This window comes from Empedobacter sp. UBA7611 (genome assembly GCF_002484365.1).
Taxonomy (GTDB): Bacteria; Bacteroidota; Bacteroidia; order Flavobacteriales; family Weeksellaceae; genus Empedobacter; species Empedobacter falsenii_B.
Genome location: NZ_DLJR01000036.1, coordinates 22270 through 36457 on the forward strand (window position 1 = coordinate 22270; position 14188 = coordinate 36457).

Here is a 14188-nt window from a genome sequence, read left to right on the forward strand (position 1 = left end):
ATTAATCATCCCACAAAATGACAGACGAAGAAAAAGAAAAATATTTTCAGGTCGCTCTATGTTCAAGTCTCGTACTTTTCGGGTTTGATGGAGAAGATCTCAAAATATTGGTGTACAAAAAACTAAACGATCCTTTCAAAGGAGCATTGGTTTTGCCAGGAAAATATATTGCGCCAACGGTAAGTAACGATCAAGCAATTCACGAATTGTTGATTGAGAAAATTGCTTACGATGAGCATCAAACATATATTGAACAATTGAAAGCTTTTACAAAAGTTTTTCGTAATCCATTAGGACGAGTTGTAAATGTTGCTTACTATGCTTTGGTTAAATTGACGCCTCAAATAGAGGAAAAAGTGAAAACACAAGGTGGAGAATGGTTTCCTTACGATCGCGTTCCGGATTTAGCTTTTGATCATAATGAGATTGTAAAATATGCAAAAGAACGTGTAAAACGTCGTGTGAAGCGTCGTCCAGTAGGGTTTAACTTACTTGGTGATGAATTTACAATTGCGCAATTACAAAGTTTATATGAAAAAGCCTTGAATCGTGAGTTGGATAAACGTAACTTTAGAAAGAAAATCTTTAACTCAAATTTAATTATCGAAACAGGTAATACAACAGATCCTAAACAACATCGTAAAGTATCTAAATTATATCGTTTTGATGAAGAAAAATACGAAAAATTGAGTTTGAAAGGATATGATTTCTTATTTTAAAATAAAGCTATGACAGATCAAAAAGTAGAACAAAATCAAGAACGTGACGATATTTTTGACACAAAAGTTTTAATGTCGGATAATACCAAAACAAAAGATTTGAAACACGAAGGAAACAAAACATCATTCCTTTTCAAGTCAATGATTTTTATAATGGTTTTCTTGATTTTGAGTATTCTTTATCGTGGTTATCAATTATTGGTGACAAATGATTATTTGTTCCGCCAAATGATGAACGAAGATGCACCAGAAATGCCAAAATGGTATCCAATTGCAACGCTTGTTTTAGGAGTTATTGCATTAATTGGTATCTTTTTAGTGAAATCTTACAAAAGAATTGGTGTGTATATGGTTGTGACATCATTATTTGTGTCAGCAGCAATGCAGCCCGAATTTATGGCAGATGGAACACTTTTTACCATGTTTACATTGTTTGTGTTTATAGGTTATGGTTTAGCGATTATCTATCCATATTGGCACAAGTTTAAATAAAAACTTAATAAAGTATAGAAAAGAGGTTACAATTAGTTGTAACCTCTTTTTTTGATGCTGAATTATTTGTATTAATATCATTCAATATGAATATTTTAAGCTTATTAATTGTTTAAGTTGATAAAAAAACTGCTTAAATAAAGCGAATATGAGAATTTAACGGCTATATTTGTCTTGTGTGGAAAAAATATAAATTAAAAGTACAAAATGGATTGTATTTCAGTATTTGATATGCTCAAAATTGGCGTTGGTCCTTCAAGTTCGCATACTTTAGGTCCTTGGCGCGCTGCAGAAGCTTTTCTGAAAGAATTGGAAGCTGCATCTATCTTTAATAAAATTACAAAAGTTCGTGTAGATTTGTATGGCTCTTTATCGCTTACGGGTAAAGGACATGCAACTGATTATGCAGTAATGTTAGGGCTAAGCGGTGCTGATCCTGAATATATTCCTGTTGATGATATTTCGAATATTATTAATACGATTAATACAAATAAGCAATTAAATTTTGGAAATAAATTTTTAATTGATTTTAATCCTGAAACTGATATCGTTTTCAATCGTGAGTTTTTACCTTTTCACGCTAATGGCATGATGTTTACAGCTTTCTATGAGAACGAAGAATTATCTTCTACGTTTTATTCGATAGGAGGAGGATTTATTACAAAAGAGGATGATAGAGCTACCAATACAGATGTCACTTGTGCTTTTCCATATTTATTTAATACATCAACAGAGTTGTTAGAATTTTGTTCAAAAGAAAATAAATCGATTTCTGAAATAATGTTCGAGAATGAAAAAACAATCCGAACTGAAGATGAAATTCACCACGAATTAATGCGTGTTTGGAATACCATGTTAGAGTGTATGTATATTGGTTGTCATACAGAAGGTATTTTACCAGGCGGATTGAACGTGAAACGTCGTGCTTACGATATGCACAAGAATTTGGTTGGAGCAACACCTTATTCTAATCCACAAGAATGGATTGCTTCAATCCGAAAAACCAAAGTATATTTTCGCGAAATCTTGAAATGGGTGAGTTGTTTTGCTCTTGCTGTTAATGAAGTAAATGCTTCGTTAGGTAGAGTTGTAACAGCGCCAACAAATGGAAGTGCAGGAGTTATTCCAGCAGTTTTGATGTATTATTTGGTGATCGAAAATCATAAAGCTGGTCAAAAAGAGATTGAACAATTCTTAACAACAGCAGGAGTTATTGGTTCTATTTTTAAGAAAGGAGCAACTATTTCTGCGGCAATGGGAGGTTGTCAAGCTGAGATCGGTGTATCTTCAGCTATGGCTGCAGCTGCATTATGCGAATTAATGGGAGGAACTCCTGCGCAAGTAACAATGGCTGCCGAAATTGCAATGGAACATCATTTAGGTTTAACATGCGACCCGATTGGTGGTTTGGTACAAATTCCTTGTATCGAGCGTAACACAATGGGAGCGATTAAAGCGATAAATGCAGCAGAATTAGCACTGGATACAGATCCGTTGACTGCGAAAGTTCCGTTAGATAAAGTTGTGAATACGATGTGGGAAACTGCAAAAGATATGAATAATAAATACAAAGAAACTTCTGAAGGAGGTTTGGCAGTTGCTGTAAATATTGCAGATTGTTAGTAACTTATTTATTATCAGTAAAATAATATTATGTGTATTAATTGTAAGGATTATGAATGTGTGTTGTGTATTTCAAAAATAATCCTTACATTTGCACAGCCTTTTAGAGTTAAGGTACGGATGTTAAAGAATATTCATTTAGGGATTTTTTAGGCTGCTCAGCCATTTAATTTTATTCTTTCATATCTGTTGGTTAAATAATTTAAAATAAAACCGTGATATGAAATATAAATGAATTTCATTATCTCGGTATCGTATCTAACATGATTACATTCAAAGAATTAGGACTTCAAGAAGAAATCCTAACTGCAATTGAGAAAATGGGCTTCGTTAACCCATCTCCAATCCAAGAAAAAGCTATTCCTCAAATCCTTTCATCAGATCAAGATGTTATTGCATTGGCGCAAACAGGTACAGGAAAAACTGCAGCATTCGGGCTTCCAGTTTTAAATCAATTAGACAGCAATTCAAAATCAGTACAAGCAATTATTTTGTGTCCTACTCGTGAATTATGTTTACAAATTGCAAAAGAATTTGAATCTTTTTCTGCAGATATGCGTGGAGTACGTGTACAGGCAGTTTACGGTGGTGCTGACATCGTTAAACAAATTAGAGGATTAAAAGATAATCCGCAAATAGTTGTAGGAACACCAGGTCGTACAATGGACTTAATCAAACGTGGCGCATTAAAAATTAATGACATTACATGGACAGTTTTAGATGAAGCAGATGAGATGTTGAACATGGGATTCCGTGACGAAATCGATTCTATCTTAGAAACAACTCCAGAAGAAAAACAAACTTTATTATTCTCAGCTACAATGCCTTCAGAGGTTCGTCGTATCGCTTCAGAATATATGCACAATCCAGTTGAGATTGCTGTAAGTAAAGTAAATACTGCATCAAAAAATATCGAGCATCACGTTTACTTAGTACGTTCTTCTGATCGTTACTTAGCTTTAAAACGTTTGGCCGATTATTACCCAAATATTTATGGTATCGTTTTCTGTAGAACTCGTCGCGAAGCGAAAGACGTAGCAGATAAATTGATGCAAGATGGTTACAATGCAGACGCATTACATGGAGATTTATCACAATCACAACGTGATCACGTGATGGAGAAATTCCGTAACCAAAATATTCAAATCCTTGTCGCAACAGACGTTGCTGCTCGTGGTATTGACGTAAATGAGTTGACTCACGTAATCAACTTCAATTTACCAGATGATCCAGAAGTTTATGTACACCGTTCAGGACGTACAGGACGTGCGGGTAACAAAGGAATTTCTATCATTATTTCAGGAGGACGTGAAGCGCGTAAAATTAGAGATTTAGAAAAATTAATTGCTTCTAAAATCGAGCCTAAAAATGTACCAACTGGAGCAGAAATCTGTGAAAAACGTTTAATTTCTTTAATCGATAAAATCGAAAATATCGAAGTTGATGAAGAATTAATCGAGCCTTACATGGAAACTGTAAATGAAAAATTGGCGAACTTAGATCGTGACGATTTATTAAAACGTTTCATGACAGTTGAGTTCAATTCTTTCTTAGAATATTACAAAAACACGAAAGATATTTCTTCTGAAGGAGATCGTGGTGATAGAGGAGATCGTTCTTCTAACCGTCGTGGTGGACGTGATTTCTCTCGTTTCTTTATTAATATTGGTCAAAAACACAATTTACGTGTTCCAAACTTAATTGGTTTAATTAACGAGCAAACTCGTAATCGTAACATCGAAATCGGAAAAATTGAAATTTTACGTAATTTTTCTTTCTTCGAAGTTGATACACAATTCGAATCATTAGTGTTAGAATCTTTCAAAGATGCACAACGTGATGGAGTAGACTTAGATGTTCAAATCTCTAAACCAGAACCTAGACGTGGTGATGGTGAGCGTCGTGGTGGAGATCGTCGTCGTAATGACAGAGGAGATTCTCGCGGACGTGGTTTCAATAGCCGTCGTGATAATGACCGTGAAAGAAGTGGAGGTTATCGTGGTGGAGATCGTGATCGCGGAGGAGACAGAGGTGGATTCCGTGGAGGTGATCGTGACCGTGATTCTAGAGGTGGAGATCGTGGTGGTTACCGTGGAGGAGACCGTAATAGAACAGGAAACTCAAGAAGAGGTAGAGATTAATATATTCTCAATAAAAAATAACAAAAAGGATGATTTTATAAAATCATCCTTTTTTATTCATAAAACTTCTGTTTGAATAAATAATTTTTCTATATTTATTCAAAACCACAAATAAATGACAGTACAAGAATTGTTTAGCTCTATTCGATTATCCATCGAAGAAGAGAATTATACGCAATTAAAACAGATTAAAATTTTCAAACCAGAGAAATTCAATTGGGTGAAGGATATTTTTGAGCCTTATAATGTTGCTCAATTAGGAACTCAAAAAGGTTTAATTTGGAAGTATAATGAAGAACGAGAAGATTATACTTTTCAGGATTTAGCTGATAAATACAATCAATTTTTAAACTATTTAAGAAACAAAGGAATTGTACAAGGAGACAAAATGTTTTCTCAAGTTCCATTATTACCGATTACTTGGATTGGTTATTTGGCTTCTATCAAAGGTGGATTAATTATTATTCCAGCCGCAACAACTTTAGAAGCAAGGGATTTAACGTTTAGATTCGAGTCTTCTTTTCCAGAAGTTGCTTTAGCAGATCAAGCAAATGCATCGAAAATAGATGAAGCAGAAGCAAAATTTGATAAAAAGATTAAGGTAAAATTAATCACAGAAGGCGAGCGAGAAGGTTGGATAAATATCAATGAGTTATGGAAAGAATCTATTCAAGCTGAGGCTGCAGATACAAAACCAGACGATGATTTATTCTACTTTTTTACTTCAGGAACGACAGGAATGCCGAAAGTTGTGGTGCATACGCATTACACTTATCCGCTTGGAGGTTTCACGACTTCTTCTTGGGTTGGAATGAAAAAAGGTGATTTACATTATAATATTTCTCAACCAGGTTGGGCGAAATTCTTTTGGAGTAGTTTTTTTGCTCCATGGAATATGGGTGCGACAATTTTGGGTTATCATTCAGATAAATTTGTTCCGAAAGAACAATTACAAACCATTCAAGATTTGGGTGTAACAACTTTTTGCGCACCACCAACAGCTCTGCGTGTATTGATTTTAGAAGATTTGAAAAGTTATGATTTCAAACTTCGTCAATGTGTTGCAGCTGGTGAACCGCTTAATCCAGAAATTATAGATGTCTGGAAAGAAGGTACAGGAATTACGATTCGTGATGGTTATGGACAATCAGAATCAACTGCGATGATTGCGAATTTGCCAAATGAGAAGATTAAATATGGATCGATGGGAAAACCTGCGTTTTTATACGATATTGTGATTGCTGATGATGATGGAAATATTGTACAAGATTGCGAAGAAGGAAATATTTGTGTTGTGCATAATGAAGAAACCATCAATGGAATTTTCAAAACTTATTTGATTCAGAAAGATAAAATGGCGAAAGTTTTCAAGCATGGATTATATTATACAGGAGACAAAGCTTATAAAGACGAAGATGGTTATGTTTGGTTTGTTGGGCGTGATGATGATGTGATAAAAGCGTCTGATTTCCGTGTAGGACCATTTGAAGTAGAAAGTGCTTTGTTAGAGCATGATGCCATTATGGAAGCTGCTGTTGTGGCAAGTCCGCATGATTTGAGAAGTAATGCTGTAAAAGCTTTTGTTATTTTAGCACCTGGAAATGAAGCTTCGGAAGAATTAGCAAAAGATATTTTTAGATATACAGAAGAGCATTTAGCACGTTACAAAATTCCACGTATTGTGCAGTTTGTGGAGAGTTTACCAAAAACAATTTCAGGAAAAATACGTCGAGTGGAATTGCGTAACCAAGAAGCTGTTGATAAAAAGAATAAAACGATTATACCAAACGAATATTTTCACGAAAAATATTAGTCGAGCTTAAAATTAACACACAAAAAAACCACTTCAAACGAAGTGGTTTTTTAATATCAAATAATTTTATAATTTTTCTTCTATATATTCCTGAATTTTATTCGTAATAATTGGAACCGCTATCATAATCAATCCAGAAATTAAAATTTTTGTAATTCCCTTCATTGGATATTTTTTTGAAGCTTTATCTCCAGCCCAATTTAATGCACTTTCAACTTTAGAAGAAGTAAAACTTGTATCGGATTTTAAGTTTGTTACAAGATTAACTGCTTTATTTACAAATGAATTTTCATGTTTATTTTCAGCAACTTTCATTTGTAATTTTAGTTTACGTTTTGCCATTCGCAAATCGTCTAAATTTTTTATCGCAGACATTTGTTCTTTATTCTTCATCGTCGTCTTCGTCATCTTCCTGGTTAGACATAGCTTCCATCGCGTTTTCTACGGCAATATTTGTCAAGAAAAGTTTTAATTTCTTTCTAAATAGAATAGAAAAAACCATCATTAAGAAATAAATTCCAGTTACAGCAAGAAAACCTAATCCTGTATCATTAAAATAACCTCCCAAAATAAATCCTAATGCTAAACTTCCTAATAATAATAGAAACAAAGAAAATACGGCAATAATTAATACATAAATACCGCTCGCCAACATATTACTCAGCGAATCTACGAGATCGTATTTAGCTAAAGTTATTCTATTATTAATATAAACTTTTAGTTCATTAAACATAAAATTGATTTATTTCAGACAAAGTTAATTATAAATTTTAAGGAATGTTGTATTTCGAAGAAATTAAACTCCTACGTTTTCTTGAAATTCGTCTTTTAAATCTTCTTTTGTTTGGTTTGCTTTAGATTTTAAATCTTTTCCAGCTTCTTTCGCTTTTGCTACAAACTCGTCTTTTTGTTCTGCTAATTTTGATTTTACTTCGTCTAATTTAGCTTCTAATTCTTTTTTTGTTTTTTTCGCTTTATCAGAAAAATCATTCGCGTATTTGTCTAACTCTTTTTTGTATTTGTCAGCTTCTTTTTTTAATTTTTTGCGAGTGTCTTTCCCTGATTCTGGCGCATATAATAAACCTACTACTGCTCCGATTGCTGTTCCGATTGCTAAACCTGCTAATAATTTAGTTGCATTATTTAATTTACTCATAATAAAGTTTTTTTTGAGATTAAACGTTTTTTATATTTACACTTTAAAATTACAAAAACAATACCAAAGAATTCAAATCAAATTTAAAAAATTACAATAAATGTTAATATTATCTGAAAAATCACAAAATATGCCAGCTTCTCCAATCAGAAAGTTGGTGCCATACGCAGATGCAGCGAAAAAAAGAGGAACAAAAGTTTATCACTTAAATATTGGACAGCCCGATATTGAGTCGCCAAAAGCTGTTTTAGAAGGATTGAAAAATTTCCCTTCAAACATTATTTCTTATACACACTCAGAAGGAACGTTGGAATATCGTCAGGCTTTGGCAGATTATTTTACAAATCGTGGAATCGAATTAACGCCAGAAAATTTTATTGCAACGTTAGGAGGTTCGGAAGCTTTATTATTTATTTTCGGAATTATTGCAAATCCAGGAGATGAAATTATTATTCCAGAACCTTTTTATGCAAATTATAATGGATTTACATGTGAAAACGATGTAAATATTGTTCCAGTTCCATCTACAATCGAAAATAATTTTGCTTTACCATCTGTTGAGGAGTTTGCAAAAAAAATTACAGATAAAACACGTGCGATTTTAATTTGTAATCCAGGGAATCCAACAGGTTATGTATATTCGAAAGAAGAATTAAATCAATTGAAAGATTTGGTTTTAGAGCATGATATATATTTAATTGCGGATGAAGTTTATGCAGAATATTTATATACAGAAGAAGAATTTACATCTGTTTTAAGTTTCCCAGAATTGAAAGATAATGCAATTGTAATTGATTCTGAATCGAAACGTTTTTCTTTATGTGGAGCACGTTCTGGAGCTTTGATTACACGTAACGAGAAATTCTTAAAAGCTGCGATGTTATATGCTCAAGCGCGTTTAAGTCCAGTTGAAATTTCTCAGTACATTGCAACATTAGCACACAGAAACGTAGGAACTTATTTTGAAGATTGTCGTACAGAATATTTAAAACGTCGCAACACTTTGGTAAAAGGTTTACAACAAATTCCAGGTGTTGTTTGTCCAAATCCAAAAGGAGCATTTTATTGTATGATTCAATTACCTGTAGATAGTGCAGAAAAATTTGCAATCTGGTTATTAGAATCTTTCTCATCAAATGGAGAAACAGTAATGTTGGCACCAGGAGCAGGATTTTATTCAACTCCAAATTCAGGAATTCAAGAAGTTCGTTTGGCTTATGTTTTGAAAGAAGAAGATTTGGTTCGTTCTGTCGAAATTTTGAAAGAAGCTTTAGAACAATATCCAGGAACAATTAGATCATAAGAAAAATACGAAGATGGAAATCATCGAAAATTATTCATTAAAATTATATAACACATTTGGAATAGAAGCGAAAGCAAAATATTTTGCTGATGTTGCAACTATTCAAAATTTGCGAAAAGTTTTGGTTTTTCGTCGTCAAAAAGATTTACCTATTTTATTTATAGGAGGAGGAAGTAATATGCTTTTTGTAGACGATTTCCCTGGAATTGTGTTAAAACTGAATTTGAAAGGAATCGAAATTATCAATGAAGATGATGATTTTGTGTATGTAAAAGCGCAAGGAAGCGAGAATTGGCATAATTTTGTTGAATGGACGTTGCAAAATGATTTCGGAGGATTAGAAAATCTTTCGTTGATTCCTGGAAATGTTGGTACTGCACCGATGCAAAATATTGGTGCGTATGGCGTAGAGGTAAAAGATTATATCGAAGAAGTTCAGACATTAGTTCTGGAAACGGGTGATGAACGTACTTTTACAAATGAAGAATGTCAGTTTGGTTATCGCGAATCTGTTTTTAAAAATGAATTGAGAGGTCAATATGTCTTGGTGGCAGTTACGTTTAAACTGACAAAGAAAAATCATAAACTTCATGTTGATTATGGTGCAATAAAATCTGAATTGGAAAAGGAGCAAATTTTTGATCCAACGATTCAAGAAATTAGTGCAGCTGTGATCAAAATTCGTCAAAGTAAATTACCAGATCCTTCGCAAATAGGGAATTCGGGAAGTTTCTTTAAAAACCCTGTGATTTCGAATGAAGAATTTGCTGAGATTGAAAAACTTCATCCAGAAATTTCTCATTTCAAAACTGATTTAGGTGTAAAATTAGCTGCTGGTTGGTTAATAGAACACGCAGGTTGGAAAGGAAAACGTTTTGGAGATGCGGGAGTTCACGATAAACAAGCTTTGGTTTTGGTGAATTATGGCAATGCAACTGGACGTGAAATATATGATTTATCTGAACGAATTATAGAAGATGTGAAAACCAAATATGGCGTAACATTGGTTCGAGAAGTCAATATTATACAATAATTTAAATCCCGCTGAAAGCGGGATTTTTTTATTCTTCTTTATTGATTTTTAATTTATAAACTCCAAGAATTAAGATAACTCCGAATGCTATGTATAAAAGTTTTTCGAGAATATTTGTTACTATATTTAGTTCATAAATTGAAACACCAAGATATTCTTTTATAGATAATCTTATTATTGATAATAGTAATATAGAAATTGTTATGAAAATTAGATAATTACTAAAACTTATTTTTTTTCCGTGAGCAACAATAGAAATAATTAATAATAAAATATCGAATACGAAGTGAAGGACTAAAATTACTTTAGTATACAAAATTAAAAAATCCGGATCCATATATTTATTTATAATTTGTAATAATCTCCACAATTTTATCCAAACCATCGGTTAAAGCAGCAGGACCAGGTTGTAAAATCAATTCAGATTTTATTTCGTATAAATGATTTTGTTGAACTGCTTTTACATTTTCGAAACCAATACGTTGTTTTACTTTTTCTGGTTTGAACATTTTACCACACCAAGAACCAATAATAATTTCAGGGTTACGTTCAATCACTTGTTCAGCCAACAAAATACGATCTTTAGCCAAAGCTTTATTTTTGAGTTCTGGAAAAGCTAATTTTCCTCCAGCAATTTCTATCAAATCATTTACCCAAGCGCTTCCCGAAATAATTGGTTCGTCCCATTCTTCAAAAAAAACTGTTGGATGATAGGGAAGGAGAGCAGCTTGTTGTTTTACTTCTTCGAGTTTCTTTTCATAAGATTCAACTAATTTTAATCCTTTATCTTGGCAACCAATCAATGAAGTAAATTGCACAATCATATTTAAAATTTCATCAACTGTTCGGTGATTAAAAATAAAAACATTAATTCCTCTTCTGATTAATTCTGCAGCAATTTCAGCTTGTAAATCCGAATATCCTACAACCAAATCTGGCTTCAAATTTATAATATCTTCAAATTTTGCATCTAAAAAAGTTGAAACTTTAGGTTTTTCTTTTCTTGCTTGTGGCGGACGATATGTAAATCCACTAATTCCTACTAAACGATGTTGTTCGTTAATATTATACAGAATTTCGGTTCCTTCTTCGGTTAAGCAAACAATGCGTTGAGGATATCGATTTGATGACATTTAATTATGATTAATAATAACTAAAATTAAGATTAAAATATGTAAAAAAAAAAGACCACTTGCAAAAGTGGTCTTTAGATTAAGTTTTCAGCTTAAATTATATATTTTTTGAATTTGCACAGCTGTAATCAACTGGACCATCGTTTGGAATATCTTTTAAAATATCTAATAAATAATCCCAGAATTTTTGAACTGATGCAATTTCTACTTTTTCGTCAGGAGAGTGAGCGCCAGAGATATTTGGACCGAAAGAAATCATATCCAAACCAGGATAATTTGTTCCAATAATTCCACATTCTAAACCAGCGTGACATGCCACAACTTTTGGTTCTTCTCCGAATTTTGAAACATAAATTCCTTTCATCAATTCTAAAATTTCTGAATGAGTATTTGCTTTCCAACCAGGGTAAGATCCTGAGAATTTAACCTCAAAATCACCTAATTCGAATCCAGCTTTTAATGTTTGTGCTAATGCTTCTTTACCTGATTCTATAGAAGAACGAGTTAAACATAAAACACGAGCATTTCCGTCAATAACTTCTACGCGAGCCACATTGTTAGACGTTTCTACTAAACCTTCAACATCTGGACTCATTCTGTAAACACCATTGAAAGCTGCCATAATTGTTTGAACAAAAACTTTAGAATCTTGTGCTGACATTGCATCAGTTGCATCAGTTGGTTCTAGTGTAATCACCATTTTAGGTTCTTTCGTTTCATATTCTTCAATAATTTCAGCGCGTAAAGTTTCGTAAGAAGCTTTGAAAGCGTCAACTTTATCTGTAGGAATCACAATTTTAGCCCAAGACTCGCGAGGAATAGCGTTACGTAAACTTCCACCTTCCATATGAGCGATTTGTAAACCAAATTCAGTTGCAGCATTTAATAAACGAGCAATTAATTTGTTCGAATTTCCTAAACCTTCGTGAATTTGCATTCCAGAGTGTCCACCGTTCAAACCTTTTAATGTTAAGGTAAAAGCAGTTCCGTTAGTAGCTTCTGTAGTGTAAGCTTTTGTCGCCGTTACATCAACACCACCAGCGCAACCAATGTCTAATTCATCATCTTCTTCGGTATCTAAGTTCAACAAGATTTTCCCAGATAAGAATCCAGCTTTCAAACCTAAAGCACCAGTCATTCCAGTTTCTTCGTCAATTGTAAAAAATGCTTCAATAGCTGGATGAGGAATATCTTTCGATTCTAAAATAGACATAATTGTCGCAACTCCAATTCCGTTATCTGCACCTAAAGTTGTTCCATTTGCTGTAACAAATTTATCATCTTCAATGTACATTTCAATTCCTTGTGTTTCAAAATCGAATGTTACATCGTTATTTTTTTGACAAACCATATCCAAGTGCGATTGCATGATCACTTTTTTACGGTCTTCCATTCCTGGATAAGCAGCTTTTTTGATCAAAACATTTCCTACTTCATCTGTTTCGACAGGTAAACCTAAATCTTCACCAAATTTGATGATGAACTGACGTACTTTTTCTTCTTTCTTAGAAGGTCTTGGAACTGAATTCAATGCTGAGAAGTTTTTCCAGATTGCTTTTGGTTCCAAATTAAGAATATCGTTATTCATTGTTTGTTTTTTTATTGTTCCTCAAAGTTACGGAATTGCAACAATATAGTTTTATGAAAGAAGTTTTAAATTTTAAATAAAGCCAAAAAATCCCTTCAATTGAAGGGATTTTTTGGCTTTATATTCTCAATAACTATCTTGTCGAAGGCATTGGAGATTCTTTGTCTACAACTGGTCTATTTTCGGCGTTTGCTAAAATCCAAATTGTATTGAAAGCCAATTTTGTACGACGCGTCAATAAATCATATTCAATTTTATCTGGCGTATCGCCTGGTTTGTGGTAATCATCGTGCACTCCGTTAAAAAAGAAAACAGATGGAATATTATGTTTTGCAAAGTTGTAGTGATCCGAACGATAATAAAAACGATTTGGATCATCTGGCGTATTGTAACGCATATCTAAATCAATTCCTAAACCATTGTTTGCAGCTAAAACAGCTTTGTGTAAGTCAGAAGACAACATTTCAGAACCAATTACATAAACAAAGTCTCTTGTTTTTTCGTTGTGCTCATAATCTACGCGCCCAATCATATCAATATTAACATTCGCAACCGTGTTTGCAAGAGGAAAAATTGGATGCTCCGAATAATATTTAGAACCTAATAAACCTTTTTCTTCACCAGAAACATGTAACAATAAAACCGAACGTTTTGGACGGATTCCTTTTTTCTCAGCTTCGCGGAAAATACGACCAATTTCCATCACAGCAACAGTTCCAGAACCGTCATCATCAGCGCCAGCATATAATTTTCCGTCTTTTATTCCTTCGTGATCATAATGAGCAGAAATCACCACAATTTCTTCTGGTTTTTCTGATCCTTTGATGAATCCCATTACATTTCTCATTTGACCTTTTACACGGCTAAAAGTACCTGCAGGAATAATTTGGAAATAATTATTATTTGGTCCATTAATTCCTAACTCTTTGTAATAATTAGAAATATAATTCCCCGCTTTTATTTCGCCTTCACTTCCAGCATTTCTACCTTCCATATCAGGCGCAGCAATGATGTAAAGCTGTTTTTTCAATTCAGCTTCAGAAATTTTATCTGTATATTTTACAAGACTCTTTTGATATTTCTCCTGAGAAATTGGTTTTGTAGAATCACAACTTACTAAAGTAGCAGTTAAAGCAATTGCAAATAAAAATTGTTTCATGTTAATTTTTTGAATTAAATTTAAAATT

General features: G+C 33.1%; 14 protein-coding genes. 7 read left to right on the top strand and 7 right to left on the bottom strand.

Translation table 11 applies throughout. The features are described 5' to 3' along the window. The first annotated feature begins 17 nt into the window (after positions 1-17). The 5 genes from B3R94_RS04950 to B3R94_RS04970 all read left to right on the top strand — a co-directional run bounded on the left by B3R94_RS04950 (position 18) and on the right by B3R94_RS04970 (position 6788). Positions 18-719, top strand: a complete 702-nt coding sequence (locus B3R94_RS04950; protein WP_125350221.1) for an NUDIX hydrolase — start codon at positions 18-20, stop codon at positions 717-719. Between the two features lie 9 nt (positions 720-728). Beyond that, on the top strand, positions 729-1211 hold the full coding sequence (locus tag B3R94_RS04955) for a hypothetical protein (protein WP_038336323.1): 483 nt from the start codon (positions 729-731) through the stop codon (positions 1209-1211). A 207-nt stretch (positions 1212-1418) separates the two neighbouring features. Further along, complete coding sequence (locus tag B3R94_RS04960) at positions 1419-2834, top strand: L-serine ammonia-lyase (RefSeq protein WP_291099060.1); 1416 nt, start codon at positions 1419-1421, stop codon at positions 2832-2834. A 263-nt stretch (positions 2835-3097) separates the two neighbouring features. Beyond that, on the top strand, positions 3098-4975 hold the full coding sequence (locus B3R94_RS04965; protein ID WP_291099063.1) for a DEAD/DEAH box helicase: 1878 nt from the start codon (positions 3098-3100) through the stop codon (positions 4973-4975). A gap of 115 nt (positions 4976-5090) precedes the next feature. Further along, positions 5091-6788, top strand: coding sequence for an AMP-binding protein (locus B3R94_RS04970; protein WP_291099067.1), 1698 nt, complete (start codon positions 5091-5093; stop codon positions 6786-6788). A gap of 66 nt (positions 6789-6854) precedes the next feature. Here the strand turns inward: B3R94_RS04970 and B3R94_RS04975 are convergent, their stop codons facing one another. The 3 genes from B3R94_RS04975 to B3R94_RS04985 form a co-directional block, all read right to left on the bottom strand. Next, positions 6855-7181 (bottom strand): hypothetical protein, encoded by a 327-nt coding sequence (locus B3R94_RS04975; RefSeq protein WP_115000004.1) that lies wholly within the window; start codon positions 7179-7181, stop codon positions 6855-6857. Next, complete coding sequence (locus B3R94_RS04980) at positions 7171-7521, bottom strand: phage holin family protein (protein ID WP_219034203.1); 351 nt, start codon at positions 7519-7521, stop codon at positions 7171-7173. The genes B3R94_RS04975 and B3R94_RS04980 overlap by 11 nt, the downstream gene beginning before the upstream one ends. Before the next feature lie 63 nt (positions 7522-7584). Then, positions 7585-7944, bottom strand: a complete 360-nt coding sequence (locus tag B3R94_RS04985) for a YtxH domain-containing protein (protein ID WP_125350224.1) — start codon at positions 7942-7944, stop codon at positions 7585-7587. A 100-nt stretch (positions 7945-8044) separates the two neighbouring features. Here B3R94_RS04985 and B3R94_RS04990 point away from each other — a divergent pair, with 100 nt between their 5' ends. Together B3R94_RS04990 and murB are read left to right on the top strand one after the other, a co-directional pair. Further along, positions 8045-9247 (top strand): pyridoxal phosphate-dependent aminotransferase, encoded by a 1203-nt coding sequence (locus tag B3R94_RS04990; RefSeq protein ID WP_280036080.1) that lies wholly within the window; start codon positions 8045-8047, stop codon positions 9245-9247. Between the two features lie 13 nt (positions 9248-9260). Continuing rightward, a complete protein-coding gene (gene murB / locus B3R94_RS04995; RefSeq protein WP_291099070.1) occupies positions 9261-10280 on the top strand; it encodes a UDP-N-acetylmuramate dehydrogenase in 1020 nt (339 codons plus the stop codon). Positions 10281-10308: 28 nt separating this feature from the next. Here the strand turns inward: murB and B3R94_RS05000 are convergent, their stop codons facing one another. From B3R94_RS05000 to B3R94_RS05015, 4 genes are all read right to left on the bottom strand, one after another. Then, positions 10309-10617, bottom strand: a complete 309-nt coding sequence (locus B3R94_RS05000; RefSeq protein ID WP_280052068.1) for a hypothetical protein — start codon at positions 10615-10617, stop codon at positions 10309-10311. A gap of 4 nt (positions 10618-10621) precedes the next feature. Next, a complete protein-coding gene (locus B3R94_RS05005) occupies positions 10622-11413 on the bottom strand; it encodes a cobalamin-binding protein (protein ID WP_291099073.1) in 792 nt (263 codons plus the stop codon). A 97-nt stretch (positions 11414-11510) separates the two neighbouring features. After that, a complete protein-coding gene (locus tag B3R94_RS05010) occupies positions 11511-13001 on the bottom strand; it encodes an aminoacyl-histidine dipeptidase (protein WP_291099076.1) in 1491 nt (496 codons plus the stop codon). A gap of 133 nt (positions 13002-13134) precedes the next feature. Continuing rightward, a complete protein-coding gene (locus tag B3R94_RS05015; RefSeq protein WP_280036070.1) occupies positions 13135-14160 on the bottom strand; it encodes a M28 family peptidase in 1026 nt (341 codons plus the stop codon). Between the last annotated feature and the right edge of the window lie 28 nt (positions 14161-14188).

Coding starts and splice junctions, on each gene's coding strand:
- B3R94_RS04980 (WP_219034203.1), bottom strand. CDS start 7,521: ATGTTTAATGAACTAAAAGTTTATATTAATAATAGAATAACTTTAGCT.
- B3R94_RS05015 (WP_280036070.1), bottom strand. CDS start 14,160: ATGAAACAATTTTTATTTGCAATTGCTTTAACTGCTACTTTAGTAAGT.
- murB (WP_291099070.1), top strand. CDS start 9,261: ATGGAAATCATCGAAAATTATTCATTAAAATTATATAACACATTTGGA.
- B3R94_RS04990 (WP_280036080.1), top strand. CDS start 8,045: ATGTTAATATTATCTGAAAAATCACAAAATATGCCAGCTTCTCCAATC.
- B3R94_RS05000 (WP_280052068.1), bottom strand. CDS start 10,617: ATGGATCCGGATTTTTTAATTTTGTATACTAAAGTAATTTTAGTCCTT.
- B3R94_RS04970 (WP_291099067.1), top strand. CDS start 5,091: ATGACAGTACAAGAATTGTTTAGCTCTATTCGATTATCCATCGAAGAA.
- B3R94_RS04965 (WP_291099063.1), top strand. CDS start 3,098: ATGATTACATTCAAAGAATTAGGACTTCAAGAAGAAATCCTAACTGCA.
- B3R94_RS04975 (WP_115000004.1), bottom strand. CDS start 7,181: ATGAAGAATAAAGAACAAATGTCTGCGATAAAAAATTTAGACGATTTG.
- B3R94_RS05010 (WP_291099076.1), bottom strand. CDS start 13,001: ATGAATAACGATATTCTTAATTTGGAACCAAAAGCAATCTGGAAAAAC.
- B3R94_RS04985 (WP_125350224.1), bottom strand. CDS start 7,944: ATGAGTAAATTAAATAATGCAACTAAATTATTAGCAGGTTTAGCAATC.
- B3R94_RS04960 (WP_291099060.1), top strand. CDS start 1,419: ATGGATTGTATTTCAGTATTTGATATGCTCAAAATTGGCGTTGGTCCT.
- B3R94_RS05005 (WP_291099073.1), bottom strand. CDS start 11,413: ATGTCATCAAATCGATATCCTCAACGCATTGTTTGCTTAACCGAAGAA.
- B3R94_RS04950 (WP_125350221.1), top strand. CDS start 18: ATGACAGACGAAGAAAAAGAAAAATATTTTCAGGTCGCTCTATGTTCA.
- B3R94_RS04955 (WP_038336323.1), top strand. CDS start 729: ATGACAGATCAAAAAGTAGAACAAAATCAAGAACGTGACGATATTTTT.